The following is a 16,156-nucleotide window of genomic DNA, read 5'->3' on the forward strand; positions in this document are numbered from 1 at the left end:
GTCCTTCGAGGGTCGTGGTGGTGGTGGTTCGCTCAGCCCAGGAGGGGCCGCTGCTGCTTCTGCTGGTCGAGGTAGTCGGCGCGGGCGGTCTGCGTGCTCTCCAGCTCGGAGACCTCCGCGACCGGCACATCCCACCAGCCTTCGCCGTCCGGGGCGTAGACGAACGGGTCGGAGTCGATGTGGATGAGGGTGGAGGTCGTGCTCGCCTTGGCCGCCCGCACCGCGTCCTCCAGGCGGGTCGCGGCGTCCGGGCCCGGCGCGAGCTCGATGACGTCGATGCCGAAGCTGCGGGCGTTGGCGGCGAGGTCGACCGGGAGGAAGTCGCCGCGCTCGAAGTTCAGCTCGGCGTCGTCGCGATAGCGGTAGCGGGTCCCGTAGCGCTGCGAGCCGACGGTCTCGGAGAGATGGCCGATGGAGGCGTAGCCGTGGTTCTGGATGAGCACCACGACGATCTTGATGCCCTCGGCGACCGCGGTCGCGAGCTCCGTGTGCAGCATGAGGTACGAACCGTCGCCGACCAGGACGATGACGTCACGGTCGTCGCCGAGCGCCTCCAGCCCGCGCTTGACGCCCAGGCCGCCGGCGATCTCGTAGCCCATGCACGAGAAGGCGTACTCGACGTGATAGCCGAGCGGATCGCGCACCCGCCACAGCTTGTGGAGGTCGCCGGGGAGGGAGCCCGCCGCCTGCACCACGACGTCGCGTGGGTCGGACGCGCGCTGTACGGCGCCGATCAGCGCAGGCTGGCCGATGAGGGCCGGCCGCCCGTCCGGTCCTGGCGTCGCCGGCGCGAGCGCGTCGTCCGCCACCGCGTCCCACTCCGCCTTCTCCTCGGCGATCCAGGTCGCGTAGCCGGAGTGCACGCGGTGTCCCGCGAGGGCGTCGGTGAGGGCCGTGAGCGCCTCGCGTGCGTCGGCTATCAGCGGGAGCTGCGAGCCGTGCTTGTACGCGTCGAACGGCGCGACGTTGACGTTCACGAACCGCACGTCCGGGTTCTGGAACACCGTCCGGCTGGCGGTCGTGAAGTCGCTGTACCGGGTCCCGACGCCGATCACGAGGTCGGCCTGCGCCGTGATCCGGTTGGCCGCAGTGGTTCCGGTGGCGCCGACGCCTCCGAGGTACTGCGGGTGGTCCCAGTTCAGGGAGCCGCCTCCGGCCTGCGTGGTGCCGACCGGGATGCCGGTGGCCTCCACGAACGCGCGCAGCACGTTCTCGGCCCCCGAGTACAGGACGCCGCCACCGGCGACCAGGACCGGGCGCTGCGCGCCGCGGATCGCATCGACCGCGGCGGCCAGCGCCCAGCCTTCCGGGGCCGGACGGCGCACGTGCCACTCGCGCGGCGCGAGGAACTCCTCCGGCACGTCCAGGGCCTCGGCCTGCACGTCCTCCGGGAGCGCGATCGTGACCGCTCCGGTCTCTGCAGGGTCGGTGAGCACGCGCATCGCCGCCAACGCGATCGAGAAAAGCTGCTCCGGCCGCTGCACCCGGTCGAAGAACCGTGAGAGCGGGCGGAACGCGTCCGTCACCTGGATGCCGAGGTCGTGCGGGTGCTCCAGCTGCTGGAGGACCGGGTCGGCGACCCGGGTGGCGAAGGTGTCCGACGGCAGCAGCAACGCGGGGAGTCGGTTGGCCGTCGCGAGCGCGGCGCCGGTGAGCATGTTCGCCGCGCCCGGACCGACCGACGCGGTCGAGGCGAGCGTGGCCCGGCGGCGGTGGATGCGCGCGAAACCGACGGCCTGATGAACCATCGCCTGCTCGTTGCGCGCCTGGTAGTAGGGCATGAGCGTCGGGTCCTGCACGTTCGCCTGCTTGAGCGCCTGGCCGAGGCCCGCGACGTTGCCGTGGCCGAAGATCCCGAGCATGCCGGGGATGGTGCGCTCGCGCACATCGCCGTCGACGGTCCACTGGTTGGCGAGGAACTCGACGAGCGCCTGCGCCACCGTCATCCTGCGGGTCGTCATCGGGCGGCTCCTTCTGTGGTGGGCGTGGTCGCGTTCGTCGCGTAGGGCAAGCGGGGGTCCTGCTCGGCACCCTCCCAGGTGGTCCGCAGCCAGGCCTGACGCGGGTCGTCGCTGATCAGCCAGGCGCGCTCCTCGCCGGGGCCGGCCATGACGTTGAGGTAGTAGAGGTCGTACTCGGGGGCCGCGACGGCGGGGCCGTGGTAGCCGAACGGCACGAGGGCGACGTCTCCCGTCCGCACAAGCGCGTTGGTCTCGATGTCGCCGCCCGGCGAGCGGTAGGTGGCGAAGCTGCCGAAGGCGTCGGCGGTCGGCGGCGCGCTCGCGCCGCGGACCGGGGCAGCCTCGAAGTAGTAGATCTCCTCCAGCCGGGACTCGTGACCCGGCACATCCTCGTCGTGCTTGTGCGCGGGATGCGACGACCAGTTGCCGGCGGGTGTGATGACCTCGCAGACGATCAGGGCGGCGGCGTCCAGCGCGCCGGGAGTCCCGAAGTTGTGCACCTGACGCGTGTCGCGGCCGGCGCCGCGGAGCTCGACCGGGACCTCGCTCTTCGCGATGTAGGCCGACGGCTTGCGGACGCGCGTGGGCGCCTCCGCCACCGCGACCCGGCCGAAGCCGCTGATCGTCAGCCCCACGCCGGCGCCGACGTAGACCACATCGGTCGGCCCGTCGAAGACGCTCGACCGCCCTGCCAGGTGGGTGGTCTTGCCCTCGTGCCCGACCGCGAACGACCCGGCCAGCGGGACGACGATGCGCTCGACCTCCCCGGCCGGCAGCTCGACAGCGTTGCCGGCGAGCTCCGCGACGCGCAGGCCGGTGTGCTGCCAGCCGTCGAGGGAGTCGTCCACCACGGACTCCCACCAGCGGTCGCTCAGTGCGCCCCGCGGGAAGAACCACTCGTTGTGCTCTGCCATGTCGGGGGTCCTCAGGTGTTCTGCGGGAAGCCGAGGTTGATGCCCGTGTGATCGGACTGGTGGCGCGTCGCCGGGTCGAGCCAGCGGCTGGTGATCGCCTTCTCACGGGTGAAGAAGTCGAAGCCGTGCACGCCGTACGCCTTGGCATCGCCGAACAGGGACGCCTTCCAGCCGCCGAACGAGTGGTACGCGACCGGGACCGGGATCGGCACGTTGATGCCGATCATGCCGACCTGCACCTCGTTCTGGAAGCGCCGGGCCGCGCCGCCGTCGTTGGTGAAGATGGCGGTTCCGTTGCCGAACCGACCGGAGTTGATGAGGTCCAGCCCCTCCTGGAAGGTCTGCACGCGCACCACGGACAGCACCGGGCCGAAGATCTCCTCGCGGTAGGCGGCGGACGTGATCGGGATGTTGTCGATCAAGGTCGGCCCGAAGAAGAAGCCGTCCTCGTGGCCTTCGACCGTGAAGCCGCGACCGTCGACCACGATGTCCGCGCCGTCGGCCTCCGCGATGTCGACGTAGCCGGAGACCTTGTCGCGGTGCACCCCGGTGATCAACGGACCCATGTCGGGCTCGCCCGACGCGTCGCCCGCGCCGTTGCCGATCCGGAGGCGGCCGATGCGCTCCTTCACCTTGGAGATGAGCTCGTCGGCCACGGGCTCGACCGCGAGCACGACCGAGACGGCCATGCAGCGCTCGCCCGCCGCGCCGTATCCGGCGTTGACGGCCTGGTCGGCGACGAGGTCGAGGTCGGCGTCCGGCAATACCAGCATGTGGTTCTTCGCGCCGCCGAGCGCCTGGACCCGCTTGCCGTTCTTCGACGCCGTCTCGTAGATGTACTGCGCGATCGGGGTCGAGCCGACGAATGAGATGGACTGGACGACCGGGCTGTTCAGCAGGCCGTCGACGGCGAGCTTGTCGCCCTGCAGCACGGTGAAGACGCCGTCCGGGAGGCCGGCCTCCTTCCACAGCGCGGCCAGCCACAGAGCGGCCGACGGGTCCTTCTCGCTGGGCTTGAGCACGACGGCGTTGCCGGCGGCGATCGCGACGGGGAAGAACCACATCGGCACCATGGCCGGGAAGTTGAACGGCGAGATGATGCCCACCACGCCGAGCGGCTGCTTCAGCGAGTACACGTCGATCCCGGTGGAGGCGTTCTCGGAGTACGCACCCTTGATCAGATGCGGGAACCCGGTCGCCAGCTCCACGACCTCCTGCCCGCGCAGGATCTCGCCCATCGCGTCGGAGAGCACCTTGCCGTGCTCGGCCGTGATGATCGACGCCAGCTCGCCTTTGCGCGCGTTCAGCAGCTCGCGGAAAGCGAAGAGCACCGACTGCCGTTTCGCGATCGAGTACTGGCCCCACTCCTCGAAGCCGCGCTGTGCCGAGGCGATCGCCTCATCGATCTCGGCCTGATCGGCGAGGGCGACGTTCGACGTCGCTACGCCGAGCGCCGGGTTGAAGACCGGAGCGGTGCGACCGCTCGTGGAGGGCCGCTCGGCGCCGTCGATCCAGTGCGGGATCGTCGGCAGCCCGCCCGAGGCGACAGGTGCAGTGGTGATGTCGGTGCTGGTCATGATCGTGTTCCTTCGCAATGACGCGGTGTGCTGGCCGGATCAGCGGCCGTGGACGAGGGTGGCGGCGATGTCGACCGCGCGGCCGACGTCCCCGTCCTTGGGGTAGAGGAGCGTACGCCCCACGACGAGGCCGTGCACTCCCGGGAGCGCGAGTGCGGCCTCCCACGACGCGAAGGTCTCCTCGGGGGCCGCGTCGGTGTCACCGCCGAGCAGGAGCGTCGGCAGCGTGGTCGCGGCCATGACGCGTTCCATGTCGGGCACGACCGGCAGCTTGAGCCAGGTGTAGGCGGACGAGGCGCCCAGGCCGGAGGCGATCGCCACCGACTGGATGACGGCGTCCGTCGTGAGATCGTTGACGACGCGGCCGTCGTTCCACCGGCTCATGAAGGGCTCGAGGAGGATGGGGAGTCGCGCCCGGGCCGCCGCGGTGACCGCGTTGGCTGTCGCCTCCAGCGTGCGCGCGGTGCCCACGTCCTCCAGGTTGACGCGGACGAGCAGCTTGGCGGCGTCCACGCCCTCGCGGACCATCGCGTCGACGTCGTATCCGGTGTAGCGGTCGTCCATCTCGAACACGGCGCCGCGGAGGCCGCCGCGGTTCATCGAGCCGACCGCGATCTTGTCGTCCAGGGCGCCGAGCAGCGCCAGGTCCTCGATGATGTCGGGGGTGCCGAGCACGCCGTCCACACCAGGCCGCGACAGCGCGAGCGCGAGCCGCTGCAGGAGGTCGTACCGGTCGGCCATGGCCATCGGGTCGTCGCCGACGCCGAGGGCGCCGCGGGCCGGGTGGTCGGCGGCGACGATGAAAAGACGGCCGTCGTCGCGGACCAGCGGGCGCCGGACGCGCGTGGCGAGCACCGTCGCGACGTCGTCGGGGCTCGTGTGGCGACGGGCGCGGAGGCGCTCGAACGCGGCTGCGTCGAGGATCGGGACGGGGCCGGCGATCGGCTCAGCTGTGGACATTCTGGAGCTCCTTCAGCACGGACTCGACCTCGGCGGTCGTCGGCATGGCGGTGGAGCACTCGCGGCGCGTGGCCACGATGGCTCCGGCGATGTTGGCGAAGCGGATGACCCGCTCCAGCGACCACTCCTGCAGCAGGCCGTAGCAGAGCGCGCCGCCGAAGCCGTCGCCGGCGCCGAGGCCGTTGACGACCTCCACGAAGTACGGCGGCACCTCCACGGTCTCCTCGCGGGTCTTGGCGAGCACGCCGCGCGGGCCCTGCTTGACCACGGCGAGTTCGACGCCGCGCTCGAGGAGCGCGTCGGCCGCGCGCATGGGCTCGGTCTCGCCCACGGCGATCTCGCATTCCTCGCGGTTGCCGACGGCGACCGTGACGTGACCGAGTGCGCGCTCCACCTCGGCCGTCGCGGCGGCTCCACTCGACCAGAACATCGGCCGGTAGTCGAGGTCGAGGATCGTCAGCGGGACACGGCCACGGGCCTCCCACGCCACGTGGTGCGCGGTGCGGCTCGGGTCGCGGGAGAGCCCGGTGACGGTCGACCAGTAGATGCGGGCACGGCTGATCGCGTCGAGGTCGAGATCTTTCGCCGTGATCGCGAGGTCCGGCGCGAGCGGGTCGCGGTAGAAGTAGAGCGGGAAGTCGTCCGGCGGGAAGATCTCGCAGAACGTCACCGGCGTCTTGAGGGCGCCGACCGTGCCGACGAACCGGTCGTCCACGCCGAGCCTGCGCAGCTCGCGGTGCGCGTAGCGGCCGAACGGGTCGTCTCCGGTGGCCGTGATGACGGCTGAGCGGAGGCCATGCCGGGCGGCGGCGATCGAGACGTTGGTCGCGCTGCCGCCGAGGAACTTGCCGAAGGTCTCGACGTCCTCCAGGCCCACCCCGTCTTGCAGGGGGTAGATATCGACACCGATACGCCCGATCGTGATCAGATCGAAGCTCTCGCTCGTCATGTCGTGGAACTCCTTCGTCGGGGTCGTGCTGTGCTCGCTGGTCAAGCCTACACCTTATGTTCTATCAAACTGACAAAATATCTGGAAGGGCCTCAGAAGGAGGCGTAGAGGCGCTTGAAGTGCTCTTCCAGGCCCTCCAGCGTCTTGCCCTTGGTCTCCGGCACGGCCACGCCGATGAACAGCAGCGCGAGCCCGGCCACGAAGGCGAAGAGCAGGAAGGTGCTGAACCCGAGCGCGCCGACCAGCGAGGGGAACGCGAACGAGATGATCGCATTCGTCACCCAGAGCACCAGCACAGCGAAGCCCATCGCGACGCCGCGCAGGCGCAGCGGGAAGATCTCCGAGAGCATCAGCCACGCAAGCGGGCCGATGGTGCCCTGCATCAGGCCGACGAAGAGCAGGATGCAGACGAGCAGCACCCAGGCGCGCACCGGGCTGTGCTGCGGCAGCACGATCCCGAAGACGCCGACGAGCAGATGCGCGACGAGGATGCCGGTGAAGCCGAACAGCATCATCCCGCGGCGGTTGAAGCGGTTGAGCAGGGGCAGCGCGATCAGCATGGCGATGATCGAGATGAGGCCGATCAGCACGTTGAACGTCAGCGCCGAGTTGCGGGTGAAGCCGGCCTGCTCCAGCACCTGCGTGCCGTAGTACTGCATGGAGTTGATGCCGGTCAGCTGCTGGAAGGCCGCGATGCCCATGCCGATCAGGATGAGCCGCTTGATCCAGGGCTGGGATTTGATCTCGCCCCAGGCGCTGTAGTTCTCTGTCAGCTCGCGCTCGTCCTCGATCAGCTGGAGGATCTCGGCGTGCTCGGCGACGGCGCGCTGCTCGGTGCGCAGGGTCCGCAGAACCGCGAGCGCCTCGTCGGAGCGGCCCTTCAGCGCCAGCCAGCGCGGGCTCTCGGGCAGCCGGAGCATCCCGAAGAACAGCACGATCGCGGGGATGGCCGCGATCGTCAGCATGTACCGCCAGACCTCACCGTTGCTCCCCCACGCGTTGCCGATGATCGCGTTGAACAGGAAGGCGAGGAACTGGCCGCCGACGATCATCAGCTCGTTGCGGCTGACGAGCCCGCCGCGCTTCTCGAACGGGGCGACCTCGCCGAGGTAGACGGGGACGGTCACCGACGCGCCGCCGACCGCGAGGCCGAGGATGAAGCGGGCGCCGAGGAAGACTCCGTAGGTCGGGGCGAACGCGCTGGCGAGCGCTCCGATGAAGAAGATGATCGCGAGCACGGTGATCGTCCGCTTGCGTCCGAACGAGTCGGCGATGCGACCGCCGACGAGCGCACCGAGCGCCGCCCCGATCAGCAGCAGGAAGGTGATCAGGCCTTCCTGGACCGCATTGAGGTGGAAGTAGTCGACGATGAAGCTGAGCGCGCCATTGAGCACACCGGTGTCGTAGCCGAACAGGAGACCGCCGAACGTCGCGATGACCGCGATCATGCCGACACGGCGGTTGTAGCGGCGGTCGTCGCCGAGCGGTGGGAGCGCCGACGTGGAGACGGTCGCCGTCGTAGGAATGTGTGACATCGCGTGAAGCCTTCCGGGTCTCTTCATCGAGCCCGCCGATCCGGGATGATTCGATCGGCAAGTCCTCTTGACAGGACAAACTATCAATCTGTCACAATTGAGGCAACCCTTTCTTCCCGAGACACCTGGAGGACCCCATGCCCCTCGTCCGCATCGAACTGCAGGAAGGCCGCGCACCGGCGGCCGTCAGAGCCATCGCCGACGCGGTGCACGGCGCCATCGTGAGCGAGTACTGCATCCCGGTGCGCGACCGGTTCCAGATCGTCACCGAGCGCCCGGCCGGGGCGATCATCGCGGAGGACGCCGGGCTCGGCTTCGAGCGCAGCGACGGCGTGGTGGTCATCCAGATCTTCACGCAGCGCGGCAGGGAGGTCGCGGCCAAACAGAGCCTGTTCGCCGAGATCGCGCGGCGGCTCGGGGAGGTCGGCGTCGCCGGGGAGGACGTCTTCATCGGCTACGTCGAGAACGGGCCGGAGGACTGGTCGTTCGGCTTCGGGCGGTCGCAGTACCTGACCGGGGAGCTCGCCGTGCCGAGCGCGGCGGTGGCCTGAGCGGCGGCTGCCCGTGCGGTCCATGGCTCCGGCGCCCAGGTCAGGGCGCGGCGACGCTCGCCTGCAGGGCCCGGATGAGCGATTGCGCGTCGTACGGGCCGACGTGACGGCGGCCGTTGATGAAGAAGGTCGGCACGGCGGTGATGTCCATCGCCTCTGCGTCGAGCATGTCGTCGCGGACGCGCGCCGCGACCTCCGGCGAGGCCAGGTCGGCCTCGAAGCGCTCGAGGTCGAGGCCGAGGTCGGCGGCGCGGCGCATGATGTCCGACGGGAGCTGGTGCTCCTGATCGGCGAACAGGCTCCGCTCGAACTCGAAGAACTTCCCCTGCCGGGCGGCGGCCTCCGACGCCTCCGCCGCGGCGAGCGCGTTCGGATGGAACCGGGTCAGCGGGGCGTGCCGCCAGACGTAGCGGAGGTCGTCGCCGAGAACCTCGCGCACCTCCCCCACCGAGCCGGTCGCCTTGAGGCAGAACCCGCACTGGAAGTCGCCGTACTCCACGATCGTGAACGGCGCCTTCGGGTCACCGAAGACGTGGTCCCGCTTCGGGTCGACCGGACGGACGAGCGTGAGCCCCATCTCCTCTTTCGGTCGGTGCGCGTCGGAGATGCGGAACAGGATCGTCGCGACGACGAACGCGATCACGGTCGCCGCCAGCACGCCGACCCGCGCGGCGTTCTGCGCGTCCTGCCCGGGGATGGCGAGGTCCACGATGAAGAGCGAGATGGTGAAGCCGATCCCGCAGAGCGCGGCGCCGCCGGCCAGCCGGTCCACGGTGAGGCCCGGACCGAGCTCGCCGATGCGCAGCGCGCGCAGCAGCACGGTCGAGCCGAAGACGCCGACGAACTTGCCGACCACGAGCCCGGCGACCACGCCCCACGCCAGCGGCGAGACGACCGCGCCGACCAGGATGTCGCCGTTCAGCCGCACCCCTGCATTGGCGAGCGCGAAGAGCGGAAGCACCACGTACGCGACGTACGGCGACCAGGCTGACTGCAGCCGCTCGTTGATCGAGATGGACTCCCGGAGGCTGTTGGCGGCGGCGCGGGCGTACTCGGTGTTCGGCGACTGGCGGAACGTCCTGGCCAGGTCGAGCGCGTGCTCCACGTCCCGCCGGTTGGGCCGGTAGACCGGGATGAGCAGGGCGATCGCGACGCCGGCGAGCGTCGGGTGCACGCCCGAGGCGAGGAACGCCAGCCAGACGACGACCGCGAGCGTCGCGTAGACCGGGCCGCGCCCGCTGGGGAGGTAGCGCGTGAAGTACACGACCACCAGCCCGACCGCCGCGACGATCAGCGGCACCGGGTTGAAGTCCTTCGTGTAGACGAGCGCGATGATGCTCAGCGCGCCGATGTCGTCCACCACGGCGAGCGCGAGCAGGAACACCCGCAGCCGGCCGACGGCGCGCGGCCCGATCAGCGCGAGGCCGCCGACCAGGAACGCGGTGTCCGTCGAGATGACGACCCCCCACGCGTTCGCGTGCCCGGTCCCCATCGTGAACATCACGAAGATGAGCGCGGGCACCGCCAGCCCGGCCACGGCCGCGACCACCGGGACCACGGCGCGCGACCAGCTGGTCAGCTCCCCGATCGCGAACTCGCGCCGCACCTCCAGTCCGACGGTGAAGAAGAAGAGCGCCATGAGCGCGTCGTTGACGAGCGCGTGCAGCGTGAACTCGAGGTGGAGGTCGCCGAGCCCGAGGGTGAGCTGCGTCTCCCAGAAGTGCTCGTAGCCGGTGAAGGAGATGTTCGCCCACACGATGGCGACGAGGGTCGCGAGCAGCAGGAGCAGCGCGCCGATGCGGCTGCGACCCATCGCGCGGAACCGCTGGGCCAGCGTGGGCCGCCGGTCGCGGGAGGCGCCGACGGCCTCCGGATCCGGCGAGCGCTGGATCAGGGTCAGGTTCGTCATGGTCCATCTCAGCGCGTTCGGCGCGAGAGCGCCAGACCCCCGAGGGTTCGGGAGGACGGTGTGGTGGAGGACTCTGGAAATCGAACCAGACAAGTCGCCCCGATAGGCGAGTCCCCCGCGATCACTCCACCTTACGCGTTCGAGCGCTCGGCCGTGGTCTGCTGGCCCCCGGTCTCCTCCGCCGTGTCCGCCAGCGATCCCAGCAGCCGCAGCTTGTCCGCGTCCGCCTCCGTGGCGGCGTGATAGAGCACGAGCACGATCCCGTCGGTGCCGGTGACCTGCAGTTTCTCGCGGTGCACGGTGAGCGGCCCGACCTGGGGATGCTGGAAGGCGAAGGTCGCGCCCTGGCGTTCGCGGACGTCGTGCCGGCTCCACAGCCTCCGGAACACCGGGCTCGCGATCGACAGCTCGCCGACCAGCTCGACCACGCGCGCGTCGTCGGCGTCGGCCCCGACCGAGCGCCGGAAGCCCGCGAGCAGCACGGCCGAGGCGGCCTCCCAGTCCGGGAAGAGCGCCTGCTCCGCGGGATCGAGGAAGACGTCGCGCATCCGGTTGCGTCCGGGCGCCAGCCGCGGCGACAGGGCGGACGCGAGGGAGTTGGCCGCCAGCACGTCCAGGTAGCGGCCCTCCACGAACGCCGGGAACGGCAGCTGCGGCACGAGGGAGGCCAGGCTCTCGGGGAGCGTCTCCGCGCGAGGGCGGCGCGGGCGGCGCGGGCGGCGCGGCGTCCGGTCGCTGTCCGGCAGCCCGAGCAGGTAGCCGGTCGCCTCGTCGTCCAGCTGAAGCACGCGTGCGATCGAGCGGAGCACCTGCCCGGACGGGTTGCGGTCGCGCCCCTGCTCCAGCCGCAGGTAGTACTCGGCGCTGATGCCGGAGAGCATCGCGACCTCCTCGCGCCGGAGGCCGGCCACCCGGCGCGTGCCGAGCACGGGGATGCCGACGCTCTCCGGCGAGACCAGCTCGCGGCGGGCGCGCAGGAACTCTCCCAGCAGGTTGCCGGGGCCGTCCGTCTCAGCGTTCATGCCGTCCACGCTACGCGGACGCGGGCGGTCGAGGCTGTCCCTGCCACTACCAGTGTCGGCAGGGGCCTGGATGCCTCCGGCGTGCGGGGGAACCATCGAAGGGTCAGCACCCGACCAACCGAAAGGACCGAGCATGGCCCCCCAGCGCATCCTCGTCACCGGTGGCTCCGGCTTCATCGCCGGGCACATCATCCTCCAGCTCCTCGGCAGCGGCCACGACGTCCGCGCCACGATCCGCTCGCTCGACCGGGAGGACGCTGCGCGCGCCGCCCTGGCCGAGGCCGGGATGACGGACGGCGACGCCCTGCACTTCGTCGCGGCTGACCTCATGGACGACGCCGGCTGGGCCGACGCTGTCGCCGGCGTCGACGCGGTCCTGCACGTCGCGTCGCCCGTGCACCTCGGGCCGGTGGAGGACGAGGACGACGTGATCGTCCCGGCGCGGGAGGGCACCCTGCGCGTGCTGCGCGCCGCCCGCGACGCGGGAGTCCCGCGCGTCGTGCTCACCTCCGCCTTCCACGCCGTCGGGTTCGGGCATCCGCCCCTCGACCGCGCGTTCACGGAGGCCGACTGGTCGCCGCTCGACGGGCCGGGGATGGACGCCTACGGCCGCAGCAAGGTGCTCGCCGAGCGCGCGGCGTGGGAGCTGCTCGACGGCGACGGCACCGAGCTCGTCACGATCCTCCCTGTCGCGGTCGTCGGCCCGCTCATCGGCACCGGCCTCTCGGGCGCGAACCACCTCGTGCGGCGCGTCCTCACCGGGGAGATGGCCGCATACCCGGACTTCGCCGTCCCGTTCGTGGATGTGCGGGATGTCGCCGCCGCGCACGTCGCGGCGATCACCGCGGAGGGCGCGGCGGGCGAGCGCTTCCTGCTCGCGTCGCAGGAGGACGCCGTGCCGCTCGCGGAGGTCGGCGCGGTGCTCCGCGACAGGCTCGGCGAGCGCGCGGGCCGGGTGCCCGCGGCGACGGCGCTGCTCCCGGATGAGGCGGTGCGCGCCGCGGCGGAGGCGAACCCGGGGATGCGGTCGATGGCGGCCGAGCTCGGGTACCGCAAGAAGGTGTCCAGCGAGAAGGCGCGGCGCGTGCTCGGGTTCGAGCCGCGGCCGTGGCAGGAGGCGGTGGTGTCCGCCGCGGAGAGCATGCTCGCGAAGGGCGTGGCCTGACGCGCACTCACGGTTCCACGAGCAGCGACGCGTAGAGCTGCTGCGTGGCCGGGCTCGGCGAGACGCCGAGCTCGTCCCGCAGCAGCGTGCGGAGTTCGCCGTAGACCGCGACCGCCGCCCCGACGTCGCCCTGCTGCCGCAGCGCCCGCATGAGCACCTGGTAGCCGGTCTCGCGCAGCGGGGCGACCGCGACCAGGCGACGCCCCGTGCGGACGGCGCCGGGCAGTTCCGTGCCTCCCATCTCCAGCGTCGAGACCGCGTACGCCTCCAGCGCGCGCACCAGGATGTCGGCGAGAGCACGGCGCTCCTCCTCGATCCAGCCGGCCTCCTCGCCGGGCAGGAACTCCCGCTGCGCGACGAGCATCGCGCCGATCGCGGGACCCCAGGCCGCCGCCCAGTGCCCGAGGGCCACCTGCGACTCGGCGCGATGCACGGCCTGCTCCGCCCACTCCACGTCCACGTGGGCGTCCTCCCCCAGCGCCAGCCGCAGCGCCGACCGGCCCTCCAGCGCGTCAGGTCCGAGCAGCCGGCGCAGCTTGGACACCAGCGGGTTCAGGCCGGCGCCGTGCTCGGTCACCGCGTCCGGCCAGACCGCCTCGGCCAGCTCCTCCCGCGTGCACGGCCGGTGCCGGTTGAGCACGAGGTACGCGAACAGCAGACGTCCCTGTCGCCCGGGGAGGCCGGCCTCCAGCCGCTCACCCGCGCGCTCGAGGTGCAGGGTCCCGCACAGCTGCACCCGGACTCCACCGGACGCCAACGTCATGCCAACATTCTGCCAACGGGCACTGCGTAGAACGATGAGGGAGGACGAGATGACCAGGATCATCCGGTGCGAATGCGGCTACATCGCCCGCGGCGAGACCGACGCCGAGGTCGTCGACGACATCAGCGCCCACATGAGGTCCGACCATCCTGCCCTCTTCCAGGCAGTCGCGCGGGAGGACCTGCTCGGCTGGATCCAATTGGAGTGAGCCGCAAGGAGGCCACCATGAGCTCCACCACCATCACCGCAAGCCGATCGGATGTTCGCGAAGACGTCCCTCTCGTCGGGCCCGACTGGCTCGAATCCCACCTCGCGGACCCCGGTGTCCGCGTCATCGAAGTGGACGTGAACGCCACCGCCTACGCGTCGGGCCACCTGCCCGGCGCCGTGCTCTGGAACCCGTACGCCGACCTCAAAGGCCCGGACTACCGGCCGGTCGGCGCCGATGCCGTCCGCGACCTGTTCGAACGCTCCGGCATCGCCCCGGACACGACCGTCGTGTTCTACGGCTACGCCCCGTCGCTCGGATTCTGGCTGATGAAGCTCTTCCGGCACGCGGACGTGCGCATCCTCGACACCTCGCGCGCGATCTGGCAGGAGGCCGGCCGGCCGTGGACGACGGACCTGCCCGAGGTCACGCCCTCCCGTTATCCGCTGGCCGCCCCGGACGACTCGCTCCGCGCGACCGCCGCGGACGTGCGCGCGGCGATCGGGCGTCGCGGCACCACGATCGTGGACGCCCGCAGCGGCAGCGAGTACAGCGGCGAGCGGTTCTGGCCATCGGGGACTCCCGAGCCCGGCGGGCGGGCCGGCCACGTGCCGTCGGCGGTGAATGTGGACGCCGTGGGCGTCTTCGACGAGCGGGGACGGTTCCGCGACCGCGAGACCCTGGCGCGGATGTTCGCGGGCGCGGTCGACCAGGGCGACGCGGCGATCACCTACTGCACGATCGGCAACCGCGCCTCCGCCGAGTGGTTCGCGCTGCGCTACCTGCTCGGGCACGAGAGCGCCCGCGTCTACGACGGGTCGTGGGCGGAGTGGGGGCACGATCCGGACACGCCGATCGCGTGACGCGGATCGCCCGCGCTAGGTGTCCTTCCGGATCCACCGGAACGTCAGCCGGCAGGCGAGCAGTCCGGCGACCAGCCAGATCAGCAGCACCACGGCGATCCAGCCGAGCTGCCAGCTGCCGCTCGGCTCCGCCGCCTCGAAGCTCGCCGGGAGGAAGACGCTGCGCATCCCCTGCGCGATCCACTTGAGCGGGAACAGGCTGGCGATGTTCTGCAGCCAGGTTGGCAGCAGGTTGAAAGCCAGGTAGACGCCCGAGATGAACTGCAGCACCAGCACGATCGGGATGATCACAGCCGTCGCGCTCTTGCCCGTGCGCGGCACCGCAGAGAGCGCGATGCCCAGCACAGCGGAGGTGACGATCCCGAGCGCGTAGATCCACGCGAAGCGCAGCCACAGCTCCGGTTCGGTCGGCAGGGCCACCCCGAACCCGACACGGGCCACCAGCAGCAGGAGCGCGATCTGGAGGATGCTCGTCGCGATGACCTGGCCCATCTTGCCGAGGAAGTAGGAGACCACCGGCAGCGGCGTCCCGCCCAGGCGCTTCAGCGTCCCGTCGCTCTTCTCCACCGCGATGTCGACGGCGAGGTTCTGCACACCGCTCAGGAGGATGCCGGCGGCGATCATCCCCGGCAGGTAGTACGCGGCCTGCGTGATGCCGCCGCTGCCGTCCGGGGCGGCGCCGACTTTGCCGAGGCCCTGGAACGCGACCGAGAAGATCCCGAGCATGACCACGGGGAAGAGGAACGTGAAGAAGATCGTGTCCGATTGGCGGAAGTAGACGAGCACCTCGTAGCGGATGCGCGCCCAGCCGAGCGCGACGGCGGTCATGCGGCCACCTCCTCTCCGGAGGCGCGGCCCTCGGCGGCGCTCGTCGCTCCCGCCCGCTCGTCGGCCTCACGCACCAGCCCGAGGTAGATGTCCTCCAGGCTCGGCCGGATGACCTCCAGATCGCGCGGCTCCCCTCCGGCCTCGGCGGCGAGCCGGGCGACCAGGGCGCCCGGCGCGTCGGTGCGCTCCTCGTGCGGCGCTCCGGCGGCGTCGCGCCAGCGGACGATCGGGATGCGCGCGGCCGTCCCGCCGATCGCGTCGACCGCGCCGATGTCGAGCAGCCCGCCGTGCGCGATCACCGCGGCCCGGTCGCTCAGCTGCGCCGCCTCGTCCAGGTAGTGGGTGGTGAGCAGGATGGTCGTGCCCTCGCGCTTGAGCTGGCGGACCAGCTCCCAGAACTGCCGCCGCGCCTCCGGATCGAACCCGGTGGTCGGCTCGTCCAGGAACAGCAGCTCGGGGCGCCCGATCACGCCGAGCGCGACATCCAGCCGCCTGCGCTGACCGCCGGACAGGTTGCGGATGCGCACCTTCGCCTTCTCCTCCAGCCCGACCGCCGCGATGACCTCCTCGACGTCGCGGCTGTTCGGGTAGTACCGAGCGAACTGGGTGAGCTGCTCGCGCACGGTCACGTTCGCCGCCTCCGTGCCGGACTGCAGCACGATCCCCAGCCGTGCCTTCCACGCGGTGCCCGCCTTGCCGGGATCGGCGCCGAGCACGCTCGCCTCGCCGTCCGACCGGTCCCGGTAGCCCTCCAGGATCTCGATGGTCGTGCTCTTGCCCGCGCCGTTCGGACCGAGCAGCGCGAAGGTCTCCCCATCGGCGATCTCGAAGTCGACACCGCGCAGGGCCTCGAACGACCCGTAGGACTTGCGGAGGCCGCGCACGACCACGGCGGGAGGACGTGAGCTCATGCGGCAATCATGCCGCGTCCGCCCTCCCGCGCACAGCTTT

15 protein-coding genes are annotated in these 16,156 nt (G+C 71.2%); 4 read left to right on the top strand and 11 right to left on the bottom strand.

The genetic code is table 11. From position 1 onward, the window contains the following. Positions 1 to 32 precede the first annotated feature (32 nt). The 6 genes from iolD to F1C12_RS11835 form a co-directional block, all read right to left on the bottom strand. Positions 33 to 1,961, bottom strand: coding sequence for a 3D-(3,5/4)-trihydroxycyclohexane-1,2-dione acylhydrolase (decyclizing) (gene iolD / locus F1C12_RS11810; protein ID WP_185275200.1), 1,929 nt, complete (start codon positions 1,959 to 1,961; stop codon positions 33 to 35). Next, entirely contained in the window at positions 1,958 to 2,875 is a 918-nt protein-coding gene (gene iolB, locus F1C12_RS11815) for a 5-deoxy-glucuronate isomerase (protein WP_185275201.1), read from the bottom strand. Before iolB ends, iolD begins: the two co-directional genes overlap by 4 nt. An 11-nt stretch (positions 2,876 to 2,886) precedes the next feature. Then, the gene (locus F1C12_RS11820) at positions 2,887 to 4,452 is read right to left on the bottom strand and encodes a CoA-acylating methylmalonate-semialdehyde dehydrogenase (RefSeq protein WP_185275202.1); all 1,566 of its coding nucleotides are present in this window, start codon (positions 4,450 to 4,452) and stop codon (positions 2,887 to 2,889) included. A 39-nt stretch (positions 4,453 to 4,491) separates the two neighbouring features. Continuing rightward, a complete protein-coding gene (locus F1C12_RS11825) occupies positions 4,492 to 5,412 on the bottom strand; it encodes a class I fructose-bisphosphate aldolase (RefSeq protein WP_185275203.1) in 921 nt (306 codons plus the stop codon). Next, positions 5,399 to 6,361: a 5-dehydro-2-deoxygluconokinase gene (iolC, locus tag F1C12_RS11830; protein WP_185278932.1), complete on the bottom strand. Its 963-nt coding sequence runs from the start codon at positions 6,359 to 6,361 to the stop codon at positions 5,399 to 5,401. Before iolC ends, F1C12_RS11825 begins: the two co-directional genes overlap by 14 nt. Before the next feature lie 92 nt (positions 6,362 to 6,453). Continuing rightward, positions 6,454 to 7,896, bottom strand: coding sequence for a sugar porter family MFS transporter (locus F1C12_RS11835; RefSeq protein WP_185275204.1), 1,443 nt, complete (start codon positions 7,894 to 7,896; stop codon positions 6,454 to 6,456). A 137-nt stretch (positions 7,897 to 8,033) separates the two neighbouring features. Between F1C12_RS11835 and F1C12_RS11840 the strand changes: the two genes are divergently transcribed. After that, positions 8,034 to 8,447 (top strand): tautomerase family protein, encoded by a 414-nt coding sequence (locus tag F1C12_RS11840; RefSeq protein ID WP_185275205.1) that lies wholly within the window; start codon positions 8,034 to 8,036, stop codon positions 8,445 to 8,447. Between the two features lie 40 nt (positions 8,448 to 8,487). On the opposite strand, the gene nhaA is transcribed toward F1C12_RS11840, so the two are convergent. Then, entirely contained in the window at positions 8,488 to 10,356 is a 1,869-nt protein-coding gene (gene nhaA / locus F1C12_RS11845) for a Na+/H+ antiporter NhaA (protein ID WP_185275206.1), read from the bottom strand. Between the two features lie 131 nt (positions 10,357 to 10,487). Next, positions 10,488 to 11,378, bottom strand: a complete 891-nt coding sequence (locus F1C12_RS11850; protein ID WP_185275207.1) for a helix-turn-helix domain-containing protein — start codon at positions 11,376 to 11,378, stop codon at positions 10,488 to 10,490. Between the two features lie 133 nt (positions 11,379 to 11,511). On the opposite strand from F1C12_RS11850, the gene F1C12_RS11855 reads away from it, so the two are divergent. Continuing rightward, positions 11,512 to 12,543 carry an NAD-dependent epimerase/dehydratase family protein gene (locus tag F1C12_RS11855; RefSeq protein WP_185275208.1) on the top strand — a complete coding sequence of 344 codons (1,032 nt, stop codon included), beginning with the start codon at positions 11,512 to 11,514 and terminating at the stop codon, positions 12,541 to 12,543. A gap of 7 nt (positions 12,544 to 12,550) precedes the next feature. Here the strand turns inward: F1C12_RS11855 and F1C12_RS11860 are convergent, their stop codons facing one another. Beyond that, complete coding sequence (locus tag F1C12_RS11860; RefSeq protein ID WP_185275209.1) at positions 12,551 to 13,306, bottom strand: AfsR/SARP family transcriptional regulator; 756 nt, start codon at positions 13,304 to 13,306, stop codon at positions 12,551 to 12,553. A 49-nt stretch (positions 13,307 to 13,355) separates the two neighbouring features. Between F1C12_RS11860 and F1C12_RS11865 the strand changes: the two genes are divergently transcribed. Together F1C12_RS11865 and F1C12_RS11870 are read left to right on the top strand one after the other, a co-directional pair. Beyond that, on the top strand, positions 13,356 to 13,514 hold the full coding sequence (locus F1C12_RS11865) for a DUF1059 domain-containing protein (protein ID WP_185275210.1): 159 nt from the start codon (positions 13,356 to 13,358) through the stop codon (positions 13,512 to 13,514). Between the two features lie 17 nt (positions 13,515 to 13,531). Then, complete coding sequence (locus F1C12_RS11870; protein ID WP_185275211.1) at positions 13,532 to 14,377, top strand: sulfurtransferase; 846 nt, start codon at positions 13,532 to 13,534, stop codon at positions 14,375 to 14,377. Between the two features lie 15 nt (positions 14,378 to 14,392). On the opposite strand, the gene F1C12_RS11875 is transcribed toward F1C12_RS11870, so the two are convergent. Together F1C12_RS11875 and F1C12_RS11880 are read right to left on the bottom strand one after the other, a co-directional pair. Further along, entirely contained in the window at positions 14,393 to 15,205 is an 813-nt protein-coding gene (locus tag F1C12_RS11875; protein ID WP_185275212.1) for an ABC transporter permease, read from the bottom strand. Further along, entirely contained in the window at positions 15,202 to 16,116 is a 915-nt protein-coding gene (locus tag F1C12_RS11880) for an ABC transporter ATP-binding protein (protein WP_185275213.1), read from the bottom strand. Before F1C12_RS11880 ends, F1C12_RS11875 begins: the two co-directional genes overlap by 4 nt. Between the last annotated feature and the right edge of the window lie 40 nt (positions 16,117 to 16,156).

The sequence above is a fragment of the Leifsonia shinshuensis genome, from assembly GCF_014217625.1.
GTDB classification, from domain to species: Bacteria; Actinomycetota; Actinomycetes; order Actinomycetales; family Microbacteriaceae; genus Leifsonia; species Leifsonia shinshuensis_A.